Here is a 19,552-nt window from a genome sequence, read left to right as displayed (position 1 = left end):
ACGTATTCCTTTAGCGTGCAGGCTTAGCGCACAGTCAGCGCATTCTCCGGAGGCGCGAAGCCTAGCTCCACAAATACCGGACCAACAGGGCGCGCACCAGCGGTCAGCTCGCTAATGATGACCGAATCAACCGATGCGTAGAACGCCTCACGAGCCTTCGCCAAAACATTGCGCAGGCGGCAGAACTTATCCAACGGACAGTGGCCATTCTCATCCTCGCACTCAATCATGGGAATATCACCCTCAGTAGCACGAAGAACAGTGCCGACGGTCGCAGAGCGGCCCGCATCCGAGAGCATAACGCCGCCGGAACGACCGCGGGTCGAATCCAAATAACCCATGTTCACGAGGAAGGCCACAGCCTTCGCCACATGGTTGTAGGGGGTATCCACTCCCTCAGCAATCTTCTGGGTAGAAAGCTTCTGACCGGGCTCCAGGGCAGACAGGAGCATCAGAACGCGGAGCGAGACATCCGAGAATGCTGTCAAACGCATGGATACTCCTTCTATCTTTCTCGTGATACCGCCGCTTCTACATCGACGGCAACAAATGCTCCGAACCAGCCAAGGCACAGAGCGCTCAAAATCTTACATTGGAATTGTATAGGGGCGGCAAGAGAGGCAAGAAATTATGAATAGCCACTTCTGTGCCAAACCACCCCGGTGAGGATTTTAAAGTATTTCTCAAGAACAAGTGGACTGCATAGCCTTACACTCACACCTTTGCGAGAAAATTTATCACTCCCCCAACTGACGGGGATTCAATTTTCCCCCAAACAGAAGGAAGAGGCGGAATCTCATCGAGAGATTCCGCCCCTTCAAGGCGCTAAACCTTAGGTATTAGCTGGAGTTTCCTAGTCCTCCAGAGCCTTCGCCAGAGCGTCGCGCTGTTCGCGAACCTCAGCGGGCAGCTTGTCGCCGAACTTCTCGAGCCACTCGTCGATGCCGGGCAGCTCAGCAGCCCACTCGTCCTTCGAGACAGCCAGAGCAGCCTTCAGCTCGTCCTCGGAGATTTCCAGACCGCTCAGGTCCAGGTCTTCCTTGGTGGGAACGGTGCCCAGGAAGGTCTCCTGGCCGCCAACCTTGCCGTCGAGGCGGTCGAAGATCCACTTCACAACGCGAGAGTTCTCGCCGAAGCCGGGCCATGCGAAGCCACCGTCGGGGGTGCGGCGGAACCAGTTGACGTAGTAGACCTTCGGCATGTTCTCGGTGCCGTGCTTCTTGCCCAGGTCCAGCCAGTGCTTGAAGTAGTCACCAGCGTTGTAGCCAATGAAGGGCAGCATTGCCATCGGGTCGCGGCGAATCACGCCGACAGCGCCCTTAGCAGCCGCGGTGGTCTCGGAGGAGAGGGTAACTGCACGGAAGACGCCCTGCTCCCAGCTCTCGGACTCGGAAACCAGCGGGATGGTGGTCTTACGGCGACCACCCAGAACGATAGCGCTCAGCGGCACACCCTCGGGGTCGTAGTACTCGGGAGCGAGCATGTCGACCTGGGATGCGGGGGTGCAGAAACGGGAGTTCGGGTGAGCTGCCGGGCGGCCGGACTCGGGGGTCCAGTCCTTACCGGTCCAGTCGGTCAGGTGTGCGGGAGCCTCGTCGGTCTTGCCCTCCCACCAGACGGAGCCGTCGTCGGTCAGAGCAACGTTGGTGAAGATGGTGTTGCCCTTAGCAATAGCCTTCATAGCGTTCGGGTTGGTGGAGTAACCGGTGCCCGGTGCCACGCCGAACAGGCCAGCCTCGGGGTTGACCACGCGTGCCTGGTGGTTCTCGTCGAACTCGATCCATGCGATGTCGTCGCCGACCATCTCAGCCTTCCAGCCGTCAATGGTGGGCTCCATCATTGCGAAGTTGGTCTTGCCACATGCGGAGGGGAACGCTGCGGAGATGTAGCGAACCTTGCCCTCGGGGTTGGTGACCTTCAGGATGAGCATGTGCTCTGCCATCCAGCCCTCGTCGCGACCGATAACGGATGCGATACGCAGCGCGTAGCACTTCTTACCGAGCAGAGCGTTACCGCCGTAGCCGGAGCCGAAGGACCAGATTTCGCGGGTCTCGGGGAACTGGACGATGTACTTCTCGGGGTTGCAGGGCCAGGGAACATCTTCCTGACCGGGCTCCAGGGGTGCACCAACACTGTGCAGAGCCTTGACGAAGAAGCCGTTGGTCTCGTTCAGCTTGGCAAGAACGTCCTTACCGATGGTTGCCATGATGCGCATGGAGCAGACAACGTATGCGGAGTCGCTGAGCTCAACAGCAATCTTGGGGTTCTTAGCCTTCAGAGAGCCCATGACGAAGGGAATGACGTACATGGTACGACCGCGCATGGAGCCCTCGAACAGGCCGGTCAGGGTCTGCTTCATTTCAACGGGGTCGCGCCAGTTGTTGGTCGGGCCTGCGCCTTCTTCGGTCTCGGAGCAGATGAAGGTGCGCTCCTCGACACGTGCAACGTCGTCAGGATCGGAGAAAGCTGCGTAAGAGTTCGGGAATTCGTGATCGCTGAGGCGAACGAAGGTACCGGCGTCAACCAGTTCCTGTGCCAGGCGGTCATATTCTTCCTGGGTGCCGTCGACCCAGTAGATGTGTGCGGGCTGGGTCAGGGCCGCAACTTCGCGAACCCAGTCCAGAAGGCCCTGGTGGGTAGTGGGTGCGCTCTGCAGCTCCTTTTCGAGCTCAGCAGAGAGAGTACGAGTTGAGGTGTCAGCCATTGACATTTTCCCCTTCAATCGGTGGCCCGGATACTACATTGATCCGGTTAGGTCTGCGGTAACAAAGAAGCAGTTAAACACTACAAGCGTGCAAACAATGGTGAATATGCACGCTTGGACAGTCTCCACTTCCTCGTGATGCTTACAGAATAACGCATTAATAGTCTGTAGAGCTTCCTATGACGCCATTTCTTAAGTTCTGCGCATCACATTCTTAGAGTACGAGAGGATTTCTGTAAAGAATTTTTAGGGCTTACGGCGGGATCCTCCGGGGGATTTCAGGGACCTGCAGCGCCGGTTTTAGGGTGCCGAGAAAATATTTTGAAAAAATTTTGCGAGCGCAAAAACCCCGGAATCATGCGGTAAAACGGGGTGCTTTCGATTCCTGCGGAGGGGATTTTGGGTAAATTTCGAGTTTTTCGGCTTGCGCACCTCTAACGACATCCGTATAGTAGTACCTGTTGCCGCGACGGATTGAAGAAATCCGAAGCGAGGAACATGCGCCTGTAGCTCAACGGATAGAGCATCTGACTACGGATCAGAAGGTTGGGGGTTCGAATCCCTTCGGGCGCACCAACAATCCCCGGTTCTTCGGAACCGGGGATTTTTTGTATCCCCAGAAATACGCTCAAAAAGTGCCCCACCGAAAGCGCCGAGTACAGCACAAGGCACCGCACGCGCGGCAGACGGCGCAGGGCTGAGGGCGCAGCGCGCAGAAATCACAGCACATAGAGATACCTATATAGAGGTGCAGCAATGATGCTCCACCAGCCGCTGCCGCATCCGCACCCAAAAACTGAGCTAAAAGTGCGCCTCAACCTGTGAATCCGCAGATTTACGCTCCCAGATGACGTGCTCCGGGGCACACCCGCCAAAAAACGCCTAGGATGGAAAGAAGACCCTCCACACATAGGCTGGAGAGCAGACAACGCGAAGGAGCACTATGGCACAGCTATCCATTCCGCAGTCCCTGATAGGTGCACTCATCGATATAGCCGACCTTGGAACACTCGACTACTTCCCGCCCACCGAACGATGCGCCCACTGGTCCCTCTACGACGCACAGCGCCAGGAGCTCCTCTGTCCCTGCGCACCCGCCGCCAACACCACCACGGAGAAGCTCTTTGAGGCCGCGGCAAAGATTCTCTACGAGAATTTCCCCCGATATATCGACTCTCCCGAGGAAATTATTCCTTATACTTCCCGTCAGGAACTCGTTGCCGCCCTGCGTCGCGGTGAGGAAGAGCCTGTTGATGAGGAACAGGGCGAGCTGCAAGAGCAGTCAGCTGAAAATACTGTAGAGCCTACGGCTGAGGTTGAAACTAGCCCCGCCGAACCTGCAGTAGTTGAGGATGCTGAAGTTAGCGCTTCTGTTGCGCCCAAGCCTGCAGCCCCGAAGCCTGCGCCTTCCCCCGCGCTCTTTGCGGCCCGCGCAGCGCAAGCCCCCAGCCCGGCTCCCAGCGTGCCGGAAGAAGCACCCGCAGAAAAGACCCCACCGGTGCCGAGCCCGGCAACGATTGCTGCCGCAACGTCTGTAGCAGCGGCACCCGAGCCCACAGTACCGAAGCCAGCTGCGCCCAAACCCGCAACTCCTACGTCTGCAGTGCCGAAGCCTGCCGCACCGACTCCCGGTGCCCCCTCCCCCGGTATGTTCCGCAAGTCCACACTCACCTACCGACCGCCGCGCATCGAAGAGTACCTGGAGGGTCTGCGCGCCCGTCAGCAGGCGGCCGAAGCTGCCGCCCCGGAAGCCGCGCAGTCGGTAGCAGGTACCGAGCAGGTATCTGCTGAAGAGTCGCCCGTGCTCAGCCAGGCTGCACCGATAGCTACGGTCCCGAAGCCTGCCGCACCGAAACCAGGTGCACCGATGCCTGCCGCACCCACCCCGAGCACTCCGGCAGCAGAACCGGTAGCCGCTACACCTCGCACCATTACCACTGAGGACCGCGAACGCAACTACCGACTGCGCCCGAGCCTGCGTGCCCGCCTCGAACGCGAAAACATCAGCGAAGAGCTCGTACGCACCATCCTGCGCGAAGGCGAAGCGGAACGCATCAACGACTGGACCATTCGCTTCACGCACGACGACTACCGGGTTGACGTGAACACCGCCTCCGCAGAAGTCATTACCGTCATCGACGAATACGACGCCGACTACAACGAGGCGGCACAGGCGTCCCTGGCTCAGGGCGAATACACCTCGCTCAACGCCCTGGAACTCGAATTCAGCGAGCGCGCTCGCACCTTCCTGAAGAAGAACCCGCCGTTCGTTTTCGATCTGATGCTTCAGGCGCTGAGCAGCCCCGAGAGCGTGCGCATGGCTGAAGGCTGGACGCGTATCTACGCGGCGCAGGGCCTGGAAATTGCGGTTTCGCCCGATGAGCGGACCGTTCTGGCCCTGGCGAAGACAGCGGATTTCCATGTTCTGCACGCGGAGAACCTGCGCAAGGTGCAGCTGGAAGAGCTCAGCAACACCCTGGCGAAACAGGCAGAAGATAAAGCAGCTCGGGCAGAAAACACCACCGAGGAGGAAAAATAATGTCCGCTAAGCAGATCACTATTCCTCTCGAGGTGTATGTTCGCCTGCAGGAGCTTGCCTCCCTCGCCGCCTATAGCTACCGGGACAATCAGGGTTCCGAAGAGAACAGTGCAAGCGATAAGCCGTGGGATTTGCTTTCCCAGGACGGCGCGTCCCTACTCGATGAGAACGGCGCGCTCAAGCCCGAAGCGGCAGAGCTCTACTTCACCCTCCTACCGCTCATTGCCCAGGAATTCATGGAGCAGCAACAGGCACTCGTGGACGCATACCGTCAGGCGCCCAAGCCTGCCGCCGCACGCGCCAAGATTCGCCCCTCCAACCAGCGCCTCATCCCGCTGACCGAGGTGCCGCTGGAGAACCAGCGTATTGCCGCGCGCATCGAGAAGGAATTCTACGGCGAGGTGCCGCCGCGCCGCCGCATCTACGGTGTGCTCCCCGGCGTGATGGACTATATGATGCGCCACGGCCTCACCTACGAGCTACTGCTGGACATCATCGAATCGCCCGCAAGCACCGTGGTTCAAGAGAGCGCGCAGGAGAACCGTTACGGCCGCGAAGTCACCCTCTACACGCATGAAGAGGAAGGCTACCAGGTGGTGCTCAACCCCCTGACTGCCGAAGTGCTCGCGCTGCGCCCGCTGCAGGCTCTGGCGGGAGGCTATCAGCTCTCCCCCGATGCTCAGGCACAGCTGAAGGCGCTCGGTCTGACCGGCGAGTACATTGCCCGCATCCTGGATGAGGCTGAGGACCGCCGCCCAATTCCCGGCAGTAGCCGCACCGTGTACTCGCTCAACGGCTACCAGGTGGAGTTCTCGCACTCCGACCAGCAGGTAATCCGTATTAGCCGCGGCACCGCGCCCAGCCGTAACCCCTTCGAGTCGCAGCCGAGGATGAGCGGCACAAAGAGGCAGCGCGGCCGCAAGATTCCGCACGATGTGGACGCATTCGTTCAGCTACTGCAGGAGCACGGCTTCACCATCACCATGGGCGGTAAGCACTACGACATTCGCCACGAGAAGCTGGCTCCGGGTCAGAAGGCGGTCACCTCGGTGACTCCGTCGGATTCGCAGCGCTGGCACCTGAATTCGGCACGCCAGATCCGCAATACCTTCGGTATCGACCTGCGCTACGCCGATCCGCGTGATAGCGTGCGCGGTATTGTGCGCGGCCCCGGGCGAAGCATCCAGAATGCCGATAACCAAAGCGCAGAAAAGCAGGACGCCGAGAAGACTGTGGAGAAGGAATCAAAGTAGGTCTTCGTCACCGTTGAGGCGCCTCTGCGTGCCGGTTCTTTATACTGCCCCCAGCATGTCTTTGCATCTGGGGGCAGTATTCATTAGCACCAATATCCCGCATTGTCAGGGCAATACGGGGTAGACTGGGGGCAATACATACATGCTATTCAGCATAAAAATTAATATGCGTTCCCGTGATATGCGTGACGGTAGGGTTGGGGATGCGCCACAAAGTACGGTGATTAACAGCCCCTACCTCTACAATAGAAACGCATCACTACAGAAGAAGGAGAACGCATGGGCGTAACGATTAAGGTCACTGACGAAGCAGGCGTAAACTACGACATTCAGTGGGAAGACCACCACACCCTCCTGGAAACCCTCCAGGCTAACGGTGTGCCGGTCCTCGCAACCTGCGGTGGTAACGCATCCTGCGCTACCTGCCACGGCTTCATCGACCCCGAGCACTTCGAAGCTTCCGGTGAGCGCACCGAAGCTGAGCAGGATCTGCTCGACATGGTCGATGACGTCGCCAACGAGTACTCCCGCCTGTGCTGCCAGGTCGAGTACGCCCCCGGTATGGACGGAGCAGAAATCCAAATGCAGGCGGCGATGTAATCATGTTTAAATCGGCTCAGGTACTCGCATCAACCACCCTCCTCTGCGGCGTGCTAGCGCTCAGCGGATGCGGCGCGTCCCAGGCCGGTCAGGAAGCTGAAGGCACCTCGGCGCAGCCGAGTGCTTCGGCTTCGGTCAAGCCCGGCACGATTCGAGTAGCCTCCGACGGGGCTACCTCTTCGGTGACCCCGGGCTCTATTACCGTGGTGAACTCCCCCGAGGCGGAGAACCACGGCTCTTCCTCTGAGCACTCCGATTCCCATACTGAGACTCACGAGTCGAAGCAGAACTCGGACTCTCACTCTTCTGGGTCCTCCCAAGAGGGTTCCGAGCAGAACAAGTCAGACGACTCTGCAGATTCTCAGCAGGATTCCCAGAAGAGCTCAAACTCGTCTTCACAGTCGGATTCTCATTCGTCGAACGGATCCTCCCATTCTTCGGAGTCTTCACGTTCGTCGAGCTCATCGAATTCCTCGGATCGTTCTTCGAACTCCTCCAACAACACTGCTGAAGGCCCCGGCCAGTGCGATCTGGACGACCTGAACATTTCGGTGTCCATTGGAGATGGCTCCCCCGGCGCCCGAAACTACACCCTGTACTTCCAGAATTCTTCGGATTCTTCCTGCACCCTGCGCGGCTACCCGCGCGTGGTGCATGCGGGTCCTTCGGGCACCTGGGTCGGTCGTGAGGCTTCCACCTCTGATGAGTACATGAACTCTGCGGGCGTGACCCTCAACCCCGGCGATAGCACCACCGCGGTACTGCGTTCGGTGTACCCGGCACGCTTCGGCGACGCATGTGGTAGCCGCCCGGTTCAGGGCTTCCTGGTGGGTCTTCCCTCCGGTTCCGGTGGCGTGATTGTTCCGCTGGATACGACCGCGTGTTCCTCGTCTGTTCCGCAGCTGTCGGTGGGTCAGTTTGGTGCCCGCTAACGCGGCATTTCAGGGTTAAGAAACCGGCGCGTATAACGCACATATGGTTCAAGGGCGGTTCCCCGTGATGGGGAACCGCCCTTGAACTGTCTATAAGCCTAAATCTAGGGTTTAGCTTTAGTCATGCCGTAGGCGCGCACTCTTAGAGGGAGCGAGCAACCTCATCGTGGCTGAAGCGTGCACCGCGCGAGTATGCGGGAGCCTCGCCGTGGCCGATGTTGACGATCAGGAAGGGGATCTCTGCGTTGTCCGCGAAGAATTCCTTCTTGATGCCGGCGAAGTCTGCGCCGGTCATGGGGCCAGCGTCCAGGCCGAGGGCGCGGATTGCGGTGATGAAGTAGCCTGCCTGCAGGTGAGCGCTCAGCTCGGCGGCGGGGGTGGCAAGCTCCTCGGTGGTGTAGAAGCCCTTGATGAAGCCGGCAGCGTTGGGGTTGAAGGTGTCGGCGTGCTCTACCCAGTTCGCGTCTGCGGAGAGGATTGCGGTCACCGGTGCCGCCTGGGTCTTAGCCTTGTTGCCGTCTACCAGGTGTGCGACGAGGCGCTCGCGCGCCTCGGGGCTCTTGACCCAGGTGATGCGCAGGGGCTGGCTATTGAAGGCGGTGGGGCCATAGAAGGTCAGTTCCTGGATGCGGCGCAGCTGCTCGTCGGTGACGGGTTCCTCGGTGAAGGAGGAGACGGTGCGCGGCTCGTGGAAGAGGCTGATGAGCTGTTCTTCGGTCAGGCGGGTCATGGTGGGGCTCCTTTGGGTTGTTTCTCAGTCAATTACTTTACGGGTAAAACATTACATACTCTGTAAAGGCACTGTCAAGCACATCTTCCTCCCCCAACCCCCAACAATTCAAGAGGCGCACACCATAAACCCCGCCATAATAGATACATGACCGACGCACTCTCCCACTTCTCCGCCCCCGTACGCGACTGGTTCCGCGCCGCCTTCAGCGCACCCACCGCCGCCCAAGAAGGCGCCTGGGAGAGCATCCGCAACGGTAACAACACCCTCATCATCGCCCCCACCGGCTCCGGTAAAACCCTCGCTGCCTTCCTCTGGGCACTCGACGCCCTGCACCGCGAATACGAAGCCGGAACCGCGGGCGGCACGCGCATCCTTTATATTTCGCCACTCAAGGCACTCGGCGCCGACGTCGAACGCAACCTACGCGCACCACTGACTGGAATCACGCGCCTGAGCGAAAACAACACGGGCGAACCGAACATCAGCGTGGGCGTGCGCAGCGGCGACACCCCCGCACGCGAACGCCGCCAACTCATCAGCAACCCGCCCGACATTCTCATCACCACCCCCGAATCCCTCTACCTCATGCTCACCAGCGCCGCCCGCAACACCCTCGCGGGCGTCACCACCGTGATCGTGGACGAGATTCACAACCTCGCCGCCACAAAACGCGGCGCACACCTGGCGGTCTCCCTCGAACGCCTCGACGCGCTCCTCGAAAAGCCCGCACAGCGCATTGGGCTCTCCGCAACCGTCGAAAATCCGGAGGCGGTCGCCCGCTTCCTCGGCGGCATTCAGCCGGTGACCATTATGAGCCATCCGGTCGCCAAAGAATGGGACCTGCGCCTGAGCGTGCCCGTACCCGACATGGCGGCACTCGGAGGCGCCAACGACTACGGGCAAGGACTCTACGCGTCCTCAGAGATGCAGGGAGGCGGAGGCTCAGCTTCTACGAGCTCGCCGGTAAGTGCGGCACAGCCTATCTCTAGTGCAGCAAGCACCCCGGCGAGCGCACCCTACACGCTGGAAGATGCCATTGGCGTATTCCCCGGGCAGGCAAACCCAGCGCAGGAACCCGCGCAAGAAACGGGGCAAGGAAACCCAGCGCGACAGGGCGATACCGCCGCACCCAAAAATACGCTCACCATCCCGGAAGAGGCATTGCGTGAGGGAGCGCTGCACGAAGGGGCACTGCACGAAAAGGCGCTGCACGAAAAGGCGCTGCGAGACACCCCCGATAGCGAGCGCCCGGAGACCTCCATCTGGCCGCGCGTACAGGAGCGCATCGTCGACCATATTGAGAACAACCGTTCTACGATTGTTTTCGTTAACTCGCGTGGACTAGCAGAAAAGCTCACCGCGGCACTCAACGATATTCATCTACGCCGCGTGCTCGCAAAGCAGGGAATCAACCCCGAAGACTATGCGGCAGGCATCTGCGACATCGCCGAGGTGCCGCCGCTCGCCCGCGCGCACCACGGCTCCGTGTCCAAGGAACAGCGCACCCTCATCGAGGAGGCGCTCAAGGGCGGAACCCTGCGCTGCGTGGTCGCCACCAGCTCCCTGGAGCTGGGCATCGACATGGGCCACGTGGACCTCGTAATTCAGGTGGCGGCGCCTCCCTCGGTTGCCTCCGCACTGCAGCGCGTAGGTCGCGCCGGACACCGCGTGGGCGAAATTTCGCGCGGATTCTTCTACCCCAAGCACCGCGGCGACCTGCTCGGCGCAACCGTCACCCTCGCCGGCATGCGCAGCGGAACCCTCGAGCCGCTTGCCATCCCCACTAACCCCCTGGACGTACTCGCACAGCAGACCGTCGCCGCCTGCGCGTTAGGCCCCATCAGCGTGGACTCCTGGTACGAGGCGCTACGCCGCAGCGCACCCTACGCCGAACTGCCGCGCGCCCTCTTCGACTCCGTACTCGAAATGCTCGCCGGACGCTATCCCTCCGACGAATTCGCTGAATTGCGCCCGCGCATCATCTGGGATCGCACCCCCACCGAACAGGCGCCCTCCGGCAGTATTGAGGGCCGCCCGGGTGCGCAGCGCCTCGCCGTCACCAGCGGCGGCACGATTCCCGACCGCGGGCTCTTCCCCGTCTACCTGGTCAGCGGCGATGAGGAGCGCGGCCCCAAGCGTGTGGGTGAGCTCGACGAGGAAATGGTGTACGAATCCCGCGCCGGCGAGGTCATCACCCTCGGCGCGAGCAGTTGGCGCATCGAAGAAATTACGCATGACGCGGTGCGGGTCTCCCCCGCACCCGGTCAGCCCGCACGCCTGCCCTTCTGGCACGGCGACCGCATGGGCCGCCCCTACGCCCTGGGCGTGCAGACGGGTGCGTTCACGCGCGCCCTCTCCAGCCTGGACGCCACCGATAGCGCCGCCGCCCGCCAGCAACTCGAACAGCTCGGACTGGACACCTGGGCAGTCGATAACCTGCTCGCCTACCTGCGTGAGCAGCGCGAATCCACCGGGGCGGTCCCCTCCGACACCCGCATGATTGTGGAGCGGCACCGCGACGAACTGGGCGATTGGCGCGTGGTCCTGCACTCGCCGCTCGGCTACGGGGTGCACGCACCCTGGGCGCTGGCGGTGCGCGCCCGCATCGAAGAGCGGTACGGGGTGGACGCCTCCGTCATGGCGAGTGATGACGGCTTGATTCTGCGTCTGCCCGCGATGGAGGATGTGCCGCCCGGCGCTGACCTGTTCCTTTTCGACCCGGACGAGCTGGAGGCGATTGTTACCGAACGCGTGGGCGATTCGGCGCTTTTTGCGTCTCGGTTCCGTGAGAATGCGGCGCGTGCCCTGCTGTTGCCGCGCCGTGATCCGGGTAAGCGCACCCCTCTGTGGCAGCAGCGTCAGCGTGCGGCGCAGCTGTTGGATGTGGCGCGTAAATACCCTGATTTTCCGGTGCTTTTGGAGACGGCGCGCGAGTGTCTGCAGGATGTGTACGATGTTCCGGCGCTGGTTCAGGTGCACCGTTCGTTGCAGTCTCGGGCGGTGTCTATGCTGGAGGTTGAGACGAACGATCCTTCGCCTTTTGCGCGCACCCTGCTCTTTGAGTACGTTGCCGAGCACCTCTACGACGGCGATGCACCCGCCGCCGAACGTCGCGCTGCCGCGCTGTCGCTGGACCCGGCGCTGCTGGCTGAGTTGCTGGGTTCGAGCGGTCTGCGTGACCTGCTGGATCCGGCGGTTCTGGTGCAGACTCAGCAGCGTCTGCAGCGCACGGGTGAGCGTTACCGTGCCTGCGGTGTGGAGGGCGTGGCGGATCTTTTGCGTCAGCTGGGTCCGTTGAGCGCGCGGGAGTTGAGTCTGCGCTTGCGTGCCGACAACCTGCGGGCTGAATCTGCGCCGCACGGTTCTCAAGATTTCGGCGAGTCCGAGGACTCCGAAAACTACGGCGAGGAGTACGGCGCGCATGCCAGCACGGATCAGGCGCGCGCCCTGGCGGAGGAGCTGGTACGCTCGCGCCGTGCCTTCTCGTTCATGGGAGCAGCCGACATGGGAGCTGCCGACGGTTCCGCCAAGCCGCAGCTGTACTATGCGGTGGTTGAGGATGCCGCGCGTCTGCGCGATGGGCTGGGCATTATGCCCGCCGCGGCGCTTCCTACCATCCTGTTGGAGCCGGTCGCGGAGCCTTTGGAGGATCTGGTTTCTCGCTATGCGCGCACCCATATTCCCTTCACGGCGCAGCAGGCGGCGGAGCATTTTTCACGCCTGACCCCGGTGGGCGTGGGCGTGCTGACTCCGGTGTTGCAGCGTCTTCAGCAACAGCGCCGCCTGAGCTCCGGCGAGTTCCTGCCCGAGGTGCTGCGCACTCCCGGGTCTGCCGGTGTTGAGTGGGTGGATGCGCAGGTTTTGCGCACGATTCGTGCCCGCTCTCTGGCGGCGTTGCGTGAGGAGATTGAGCCGGTATCGGCGCAGGTCTATGGTGTATTCCTACCCTCGTGGCAGAACGTTCGTTCTTTATCCGTGCGGGTTGCACAGACCCTGCCGGAGGCGAGCGCCTACGGTGCGTTCATACCCTCCCGCCGCGCCGCCACGGTGATGGGCGAGAGGGTGGCACCCCTCAGCACAGCGGCACCCAACCCGTTGGCTGAGCACGGCGCAGAACATACAGGACAGGATTCCGCCTCCGCCACGGAGGATCTGCTCACCGCCATCGACCAGCTGGCGGGTGTGCGCGTACCGGCTTCCGCGCTGGAGACGCTGATTCTTCCGGCACGCGTGCCCGGCTACCAGCCGCACATGCTGGACGAGCTGATGGCAAGCGGCAGGGTGTTCTTCACCGGCGCCGGGCAGCTCGGCGGCGGTAGCGCGCAGAAGTCTGACGGCTGGATTCGCCTGCATTTGAGCGAGAGTTCCTCGCTGACTCTGGGTGAGGACTACCCGGAGCAGCTGTTGCGCGCGGAGAACCCCGAGCTCTGGGAGGCACTGCAGGCTCCGGGCACGCTCGAGCACGCCATCTATGAGGCGCTGGCTCACGGCGGCCTGTTCGTGCCGGCGCTACGTGAGCGGGTGGCGCAGCTGATGAGTGCGGCTGCACCCGCCGGTCAGGTGGTGACTTTCCCGGATACGGCGGAGATTTCGGCGGCTCTGTGGCGTCTGGTGTGGGCTGGTGCGGTGACGAACGATAGTTTCGCGCCGGTTCGGGCGATGCTTGCGGGTGTCCGCAGTGCGCATCCGACTCCGGCGACCCCTGCGCGTCTGACGCGGGTGGGCCGCCGCGGTGCGGGGCGTATTGCGGCGGCGCGCGCCTCCATGGGTAACGGCTTGGCGGGCGGTTACGGTGCTGATAGCTATGGTTCCAGCGGCTACTCTGCGCCTGCCGCCGGGCGCGGTCTGCGTTCCCTGCGCGGCGGGCTCCATGCCGTCGCTCCCGCCGTTGCCCCGCAGGACAGCGGCCGCTTCTCGCGCGTAGACACACTACTACAGGAGCCTGTGGAGGCGACGGTTACGGCGCTCGCACGCGCCGACCTGCTGCTGGACCGCTACGGTGTGCTGACTCGCGGGTGCCTGCAGGTGGAGGATTCTGCCGGTGGGTTCTCGCAGCTGTACCGGATCTATTCGGCGGCTGAGGATCGTGCGCTGGTGCGTCGCGGCTACTTTATTGAGGGTTTGGGTGCGGCGCAGTTCGCCGCCCCGGCGACGGTGGATCTACTGCGTTCTACCGCCGATAGCCTCAGTATTCCCGCAGGTTCGCAGGGTTTTGGTGCGACACAGGGTTTTGGTGCGAGCGCCTACGCCCCGCAGCGTACCGATACCGAACAGGTGTACGGCACATTCACGGTGACCCTGCTGGCGGCGACCGACCCGGCGAACCCGTACGGTACGGCGCTGAGCTGGCCCGCGATTCCCTCCTTTGCACACGAAGGCGAGGGGACTGTGAAGCACCGTCCGGCACGCAAGGCGGGTGCCTGCGTGGTGCTGGTGGACGGCGCACCGGTGCTGTACGTGGAGCGTGGCGCGAAGACCCTGCTGGCTTTCACCACCGACCCGGTACTTCTGGAGGCGGCGGCCCCCGCCCTGGCTCGCCTGGTGTCCGCCGGTGGTGCGGAGAAGATTTCGGTGGAGAAGGTTAACGATGTGGAGCTTTTGGGCACGCATACCTTGAGTGTCTCCGGCGGCGAGGTTATGGAGCATCCGGTGGAGGCGCTGCGTGCGGCACTGCAGGCGCAGGGGTTCTACGCGACGGTTCGCGGACTGTCGCTGCGCCGTTCCATTTAGCCCTCTCCAGAAAGAGCCTCAAGCTCAACATAAGATTAAATCAATTCCTTTAACCTCAACCTGAGCATCATAATGCCCCGCACCTTCATGGAAGAGGGTGCGGGGCATTATGTTTCCCTACTCACGAACCGGGTGGTGTTCCCGGAGTCCACCACGTCGCAAGCGGCGTAGCGGAGGAATAACCGCCCGGATGTCCACGTCGCCTTTGCCGTGGAGCACATAACCAAACATCGGAGCGGGAAGTCCTACGCTGACCTGTTACCTCTTAGGGTGACAGGTGGCTAGTAGCCGCCGGTGAGGGTGTCCACGGCCCCCAGACACAGGTCGATAGCTTCTTCAAGCCCGAGCCCGCGGGAGCGAACGGTGCGCTGATCGCGGGGGTTGAGCTGCACGACGTGCATGGCGAAGTAGTCAACGAGCTGCAACCAGCCTCCGAGGATGACGCGAGTGCGGTCATTAATCGGCATGCCGGTGCGTTCAAGCATCCATTCGAGGTAGTCGGTAGGGTTGTTCGGGAAGTCCTCCCCACCGGGGGTGGGAACGCCGGCTACAACGAGGAAGTACGTGCGTAGCGCATTGCGCAACGCCTCTTCGGGGTTTTCGTGATGCTCGCCCAGGGCCTCAAGGACTGCGTTGGCTTCGCGTCGGGTGACAGCGGCCGCCAGGGAGTCCTTGCCGGGGAAGTAGTGGTAGAGCAGGGCGCGGGTAATGCCTGCATCGCGGGCGATAGCGCTCATGGAGGCACCGAGCACGCCGCGGCGAGCGAAATGTTCTGCAGCGATTTTCAGAATTTGCTCTTCGCGTTCGTGCGGCTCCATACGCAGGGCACCGGTGCGAGGCTCCGCATTCTTTTGTGAATGTTCCATAACCTCTCCTATCGCATTTTCCGGTGCTTTGGAATTGTCCGATTGCACCGCTGTATTTGGGAGTGTTCCTTTAACCTCTGCATCCTTGCGCTGTTTCTGTCCCATTTCGACCCCTTCGTTCGAAATATCGAACTTCTGTGTCTTAATCGTACCGCTTTAAGGCTACTTTCAGCCTTTATTAAGGCGTTTATGACGTAGGGTGCCCAGGTTAGCATGTCTTTAATTGCTTTACATCTTTTATACTTAGAAAAACCAAAGGGGCTAAATTGAGGGTTATTGATTTATGATTTGACAGCATTTTCGAAAATACCGCACTTAAACGCTGTTTTTTGTAAAATTAATGTAGTTTTTTTAAATTAAATGTCCAATAATTTCAAAAATTTGTGAAGTTTTCGTTTTCTGTTCCACATATTCGCACAAACATTCATGAGTGTCAGACAAAACTGTCTTCCGCAACCCCACACCCAAGCCCACGGCAATATTTCCACCCGCACGTAGCTCAGCCCAACTCACTCAGTACGCCTCCAGCTTGCCTCCGAGCCAACCCCGCGCAGGCGGTAGAGTAGAGCCATGCCCGCACAGAACACCGCACGCCCACAACCCAGCTCACAGCCCAGCTCTCAGCCCAAAACACAGCAGGGAATACAGCCTGCTGCCTACCAAGCGAAACCGGCACGCCGCACACACCGCCGCCTACTGACCCCTCCGCTGGTTCAGAAGAACGGTATCGACCCAATTCAGCTGATCCTGCCGCGCGTGGAGGAGCTCCCGGCTGAACTCACCCCGAATGGCACGGCTCCGGCAACCATTGCGGACTATCTGATTACGCGCTTCTACCCGAACGACCCGCAGATTATTCACGCCCGCTTTAATACCGGTGAGGTGCGCCTGGACGACGGCACGATCCTGACCGGCGATAGCCCCTATATGCCGGGTGAGCGCATCTGGTATTTCCGTGAGCTTGCGGATGAGCCGCAGCTACCCTCTGACATGCCGGTGCTCTACGAGGATGAGCACGTGTTGGCGATTGATAAGCCGCATTTTCTGCCGACCACCCCGCGCGGCGCCTATATTGCGCAGACCGCGCTGACCAAGCTGCGGGTGCGTGAGCAGAACCCGCTGCTGATTCCGATTCACCGCTTGGACCGTCCGACCGCGGGCGTGCTGCTTTTTGCCAAGACCGTAGAGGCGCGCCGCCCCTTCCAGATGATGTTTCAGCACCGTCAGGTGTCGAAGACTTACCGTGCCGTGGCGCCGGTTCCCGCCGATGCTGCCGCCGCCGAGCAGGCGTTGAGTGCGGAGGGCCTGCAGGTGCGTTCGCATATTCAGAAGATTCGTGATCAGCTGCAGGTTCAGCAGCTTTCTGAGCAAGAGTGCGCGGCGCAGGGTGTGGAGCCGAATACGCTGACGACCGCGAAGATTCTGCGGACTTTTACCCCGAGCGCGCAGGCGGTTGCTGGTTGGCGCGCGGAACCGAATAGAGAATGGGCGCTCTATGATTTGGCGCCTCACACCGGCAAAACGCACCAACTGCGGGCGCACCTGAATATGCTCAGCTCCCCCATTCTGGGCGATGTGCTCTATCCGCAGGTGCTACCCGACGCGCCAGACCGCCCCGAGTACCCACTGCAACTACTGGCGTACAGTCTGCATTTTGAGCATCCCATCACCGGCGAGCGAGTGGATCTGTACAGCGGGCGTTCGCTGACTGCCGCCTCCTAACCGGTTTTTGAGTGGCGTTCACTCCGTTCCCTGCGGTGCATGTTCTCGGCGGGCTCTTGAAAAGGAATCACACCCGAGAGCCCGCCCACAGTATTCGGGCGTTCAGAGGGCAAAAAGTGGGATAATTTCAGACGTAATACTTCACCGCAACTACAGAGGGTCCATGAATTCCCAGCCGTCTTCCCACAACGCGCAGTCTCTGGAGTCGATTAGCGAGTACGCCGAGCGCACCTCCTCGCATGCCGCTGCCGCAGCCGCCAGCGTCACCGACACCTTCGTGCACCGTATTCTTGGCGTTCCCGGCGCCCTCATCGGTTCGGTGCAGGTGCCCGACCCGCGACCGCTGAGCCAGCGCCTGAACGCTTGGCACTACTGGTGGCAGGCGCACCTGCTGGATTGTGTGATTGATGCCGGTCAGCGTCACCTGCGCGAGGGCGATATTACTGCCGCCCAGGAGGAGCTACACCGTGCCCGCGCGCTGTTGCGCGGCATTAACGTGCGTAATTACGGCCGCTTCGCGAACGACTACTTTGACGATATGGCGTGGCTGACCCTCGCGGTGGGCCGCATGAACTCCTTCTGCATTGAGCTGACCGGCGCGAATGATGTTGCCGCCCAGGATGCTGGCGCGGCCCTCTTTGAGCAGTTGGCGAAGGGTTTCTCCCCGGTGGGTGGCATGAGTTGGCGCAAGTCCAAGCGTGATTTTGTGAATGCTGCGGCGACCGCGCCGACTGCTCTGGCGTATGTGCGGGCGGGCGACCCGAAGACTGCCGCCGCGCTCATGGATTGGATGAACGAAACCCTCTGGGATGCAGAACGTTCACTCTATATTGACGGCGTGAACGTGCGCGGCGACGAGTACGAGTACGAGCGCAGCGAATTCACCTACAACCAGGGAACCGCCCTGGGCGCCTTGCTGAGTTTGGCGGCCTCCGGTGTGCCCTGCGAGGTGGACCCCGCCGAGCGCGCCGAGCGCCTCATCGTCGGCATCGTCAAGCACATGACCGAAGAGGTGGAGTTCCTCTCCGGTGCGCGCCGCCGCATCCTCATCTCTCACGGTGACGGCGACGGCGGCCTGTTCACCGGCATTCTCGTGCGCTACCTGGGCATGGCGGCATCCTCGCCGCTGCTCAGTGATGAGGCGCGAGCGCTCGCCTCGACCCTGGTGTACTCGACCGCACGCGCCCTGTGGGAGGGTCGCCGCGAGTTCGACCCCGACCTGCCGATGAATGAGTACGACATTGACCCGAATGAGATTCGCGGTAAGGCGCTCGTGCAGTTCTCCCCGCGGTTCACCGAGCCGATGAGCAAGGTTGTGAAGCCCGGTGCGCCGGTGGAGCTGTCCGCTCAGGTGCAGGCGTGGACTATTTTTGAGACGGCGGCGCGTCTGTCGCATGCGCGGCACCTCGCCTCCCACGGCTTCTAAAGCACGGCTTTTATATTCCCAGCCCTAATCTTCTCCGTTCAGTGCAGAAGGTTAGGGCTAGATTCATTGCAGGGGCGTACACACGGGCGTACGGTGAGTTTTATGTTTGCACCAGAATCACAACAGGTCACTGCCAGCCCGAACGCTAACACCATTTTCATGGTGTGGAAGTTCAAGGAAGACATTGCTCACGATGCACTCATCGAGGCTTTCCAGAACCTCTGCGGGCTCGTCATTAACCTCAACCACACCGCCGCGAACCGCTACTCGCCCGAGAACGCCAGCGTTGTACTGGGTATCAGCCACAGCGCGTGGCTGACCCTGGATCTGCCCAAGCCGCTGCCGCAAGAGCTCGTGGAGTTCGAGGAGATTAGGGGCCCTAAGCACACCGCGGTGTCCACTCCCGGCGATCTGCACTTCCACATCCGCGCGACCCAGCCGTCCGTCGCCTACGATATGGCGTCCGCTATTACCGCGGCTCTGCGCGATATTGCTGAGGTACTGGATGAGGTGCACGGCTTCCGCTACTGGGACGGCCGCTCCATCATCGGTTTTGTGGACGGCACCGAGAACCCGCAGACCCCCGCGGCACGCGAATACTTCGGCATCATCGGTGACAGCGACCCCATGTACAAGGGCGGCAGCTACCAGTTCGTGCAGAAGTACATCCACGACATGACCGCGTGGAATAGTCTGCCCGTCTCCGAGCAGGAGAAGGTCATCGGCCGCTCCAAGCACGACGACATCGAGATGAGCGAGGACGAGAAGCCCGCCAACTCGCACTCCGCTATCGCCAATATCGGTGACGATTTCAAGGTTATTCGCGACAATATGCCCTTCGGCACCGTGGGTAACAACGAGCTGGGCACCTACTTCATCTGCTACGCCAGCACCTTCTCGACCGTCCGGAAGATGCTCATGAACATGTTCATGGGAGTGGACGGCGCTAACTACGACCGTCTGCTGGATTTCAGCACCGCGGTGACCGGCACCCTCTTCTTCGTGCCGACCGTGGATATGCTCGGCGACTTCGCAGGCTAAGATCAG

12 protein-coding genes and 1 tRNA gene are annotated in these 19,552 nt (G+C 61.3%); 9 read left to right on the top strand and 4 right to left on the bottom strand.

Annotation, left to right across the window (positions count from 1 at the left end):
• Positions 1–23: 23 nt before the first annotated feature.
• Both ROTMU0001_RS08815 and ROTMU0001_RS08810 read right to left on the bottom strand, forming a co-directional pair.
• A complete protein-coding gene (locus tag ROTMU0001_RS08815; protein ID WP_005509289.1) occupies positions 24–494 on the bottom strand; it encodes an RrF2 family transcriptional regulator in 471 nt (156 codons plus the stop codon).
• Positions 495–853: 359 nt separating this feature from the next.
• Complete coding sequence (locus tag ROTMU0001_RS08810; protein WP_005509288.1) at positions 854–2,704, bottom strand: phosphoenolpyruvate carboxykinase (GTP); 1,851 nt, start codon at positions 2,702–2,704, stop codon at positions 854–856.
• A 500-nt stretch (positions 2,705–3,204) separates the two neighbouring features.
• On the opposite strand from ROTMU0001_RS08810, the gene ROTMU0001_RS08805 reads away from it, so the two are divergent.
• From ROTMU0001_RS08805 to ROTMU0001_RS08785, 5 genes are all read left to right on the top strand, one after another.
• A tRNA-Arg gene (locus ROTMU0001_RS08805) sits at positions 3,205–3,280 on the top strand.
• A gap of 367 nt (positions 3,281–3,647) precedes the next feature.
• Positions 3,648–5,243, top strand: a complete 1,596-nt coding sequence (locus ROTMU0001_RS08800) for a hypothetical protein (protein ID WP_005509287.1) — start codon at positions 3,648–3,650, stop codon at positions 5,241–5,243.
• Complete coding sequence (locus ROTMU0001_RS08795; protein ID WP_005509286.1) at positions 5,243–6,496, top strand: hypothetical protein; 1,254 nt, start codon at positions 5,243–5,245, stop codon at positions 6,494–6,496. The genes ROTMU0001_RS08800 and ROTMU0001_RS08795 overlap by 1 nt, the downstream gene beginning before the upstream one ends.
• 279 nt (positions 6,497–6,775) lie before the next feature.
• The gene (locus ROTMU0001_RS08790; RefSeq protein ID WP_005509285.1) at positions 6,776–7,096 is read left to right on the top strand and encodes a 2Fe-2S iron-sulfur cluster-binding protein; all 321 of its coding nucleotides are present in this window, start codon (positions 6,776–6,778) and stop codon (positions 7,094–7,096) included.
• 2 nt (positions 7,097–7,098) lie between these two features.
• Complete coding sequence (locus tag ROTMU0001_RS08785) at positions 7,099–8,028, top strand: DUF4232 domain-containing protein (RefSeq protein WP_005509284.1); 930 nt, start codon at positions 7,099–7,101, stop codon at positions 8,026–8,028.
• A 142-nt stretch (positions 8,029–8,170) separates the two neighbouring features.
• Here the strand turns inward: ROTMU0001_RS08785 and ROTMU0001_RS08780 are convergent, their stop codons facing one another.
• The gene (locus ROTMU0001_RS08780) at positions 8,171–8,758 is read right to left on the bottom strand and encodes a malonic semialdehyde reductase (protein ID WP_005509283.1); all 588 of its coding nucleotides are present in this window, start codon (positions 8,756–8,758) and stop codon (positions 8,171–8,173) included.
• A gap of 147 nt (positions 8,759–8,905) precedes the next feature.
• Between ROTMU0001_RS08780 and ROTMU0001_RS08775 the strand changes: the two genes are divergently transcribed.
• On the top strand, positions 8,906–14,491 hold the full coding sequence (locus tag ROTMU0001_RS08775; protein WP_005509282.1) for a DEAD/DEAH box helicase: 5,586 nt from the start codon (positions 8,906–8,908) through the stop codon (positions 14,489–14,491).
• Between the two features lie 281 nt (positions 14,492–14,772).
• Here the strand turns inward: ROTMU0001_RS08775 and ROTMU0001_RS08770 are convergent, their stop codons facing one another.
• Positions 14,773–15,357 (bottom strand): TetR/AcrR family transcriptional regulator, encoded by a 585-nt coding sequence (locus ROTMU0001_RS08770; protein WP_005507171.1) that lies wholly within the window; start codon positions 15,355–15,357, stop codon positions 14,773–14,775.
• A gap of 570 nt (positions 15,358–15,927) precedes the next feature.
• Here ROTMU0001_RS08770 and ROTMU0001_RS08765 point away from each other — a divergent pair.
• From ROTMU0001_RS08765 to ROTMU0001_RS08755, 3 genes are all read left to right on the top strand, one after another.
• Positions 15,928–17,079, top strand: coding sequence for a pseudouridine synthase (locus ROTMU0001_RS08765; protein ID WP_005509281.1), 1,152 nt, complete (start codon positions 15,928–15,930; stop codon positions 17,077–17,079).
• A gap of 163 nt (positions 17,080–17,242) precedes the next feature.
• A complete protein-coding gene (locus ROTMU0001_RS08760; RefSeq protein ID WP_005509280.1) occupies positions 17,243–18,505 on the top strand; it encodes a glycoside hydrolase family 76 protein in 1,263 nt (420 codons plus the stop codon).
• Positions 18,506–18,607: 102 nt separating this feature from the next.
• Entirely contained in the window at positions 18,608–19,546 is a 939-nt protein-coding gene (locus ROTMU0001_RS08755) for a Dyp-type peroxidase (RefSeq protein WP_005509279.1), read from the top strand.
• The last annotated feature ends 6 nt before the right edge of the window (positions 19,547–19,552 follow it).

The sequence above is a fragment of the Rothia mucilaginosa ATCC 25296 genome, from assembly GCF_000175615.1.
GTDB classification, from domain to species: Bacteria; Actinomycetota; Actinomycetes; order Actinomycetales; family Micrococcaceae; genus Rothia; species Rothia mucilaginosa.
The sequence above is the reverse complement of the archived record's forward strand: the minus strand, read 5'-3'. Positions and strand labels throughout refer to the sequence as shown.

Bases quoted from the DNA above. Each gene is read 5' to 3' on its own strand.
- ROTMU0001_RS08815 (WP_005509289.1), bottom strand. From the start codon at position 494: ATGCGTTTGACAGCATTCTCGGATGTCTCGCTCCGCGTTCTGATGCTC.
- ROTMU0001_RS08810 (WP_005509288.1), bottom strand. From the start codon at position 2,704: ATGGCTGACACCTCAACTCGTACTCTCTCTGCTGAGCTCGAAAAGGAG.
- ROTMU0001_RS08800 (WP_005509287.1), top strand. From the start codon at position 3,648: ATGGCACAGCTATCCATTCCGCAGTCCCTGATAGGTGCACTCATCGAT.
- ROTMU0001_RS08795 (WP_005509286.1), top strand. From the start codon at position 5,243: ATGTCCGCTAAGCAGATCACTATTCCTCTCGAGGTGTATGTTCGCCTG.
- ROTMU0001_RS08790 (WP_005509285.1), top strand. From the start codon at position 6,776: ATGGGCGTAACGATTAAGGTCACTGACGAAGCAGGCGTAAACTACGAC.
- ROTMU0001_RS08785 (WP_005509284.1), top strand. From the start codon at position 7,099: ATGTTTAAATCGGCTCAGGTACTCGCATCAACCACCCTCCTCTGCGGC.
- ROTMU0001_RS08780 (WP_005509283.1), bottom strand. From the start codon at position 8,758: ATGACCCGCCTGACCGAAGAACAGCTCATCAGCCTCTTCCACGAGCCG.
- ROTMU0001_RS08775 (WP_005509282.1), top strand. From the start codon at position 8,906: ATGACCGACGCACTCTCCCACTTCTCCGCCCCCGTACGCGACTGGTTC.
- ROTMU0001_RS08770 (WP_005507171.1), bottom strand. From the start codon at position 15,357: ATGGAACATTCACAAAAGAATGCGGAGCCTCGCACCGGTGCCCTGCGT.
- ROTMU0001_RS08765 (WP_005509281.1), top strand. From the start codon at position 15,928: ATGCCCGCACAGAACACCGCACGCCCACAACCCAGCTCACAGCCCAGC.
- ROTMU0001_RS08760 (WP_005509280.1), top strand. From the start codon at position 17,243: ATGAATTCCCAGCCGTCTTCCCACAACGCGCAGTCTCTGGAGTCGATT.
- ROTMU0001_RS08755 (WP_005509279.1), top strand. From the start codon at position 18,608: ATGTTTGCACCAGAATCACAACAGGTCACTGCCAGCCCGAACGCTAAC.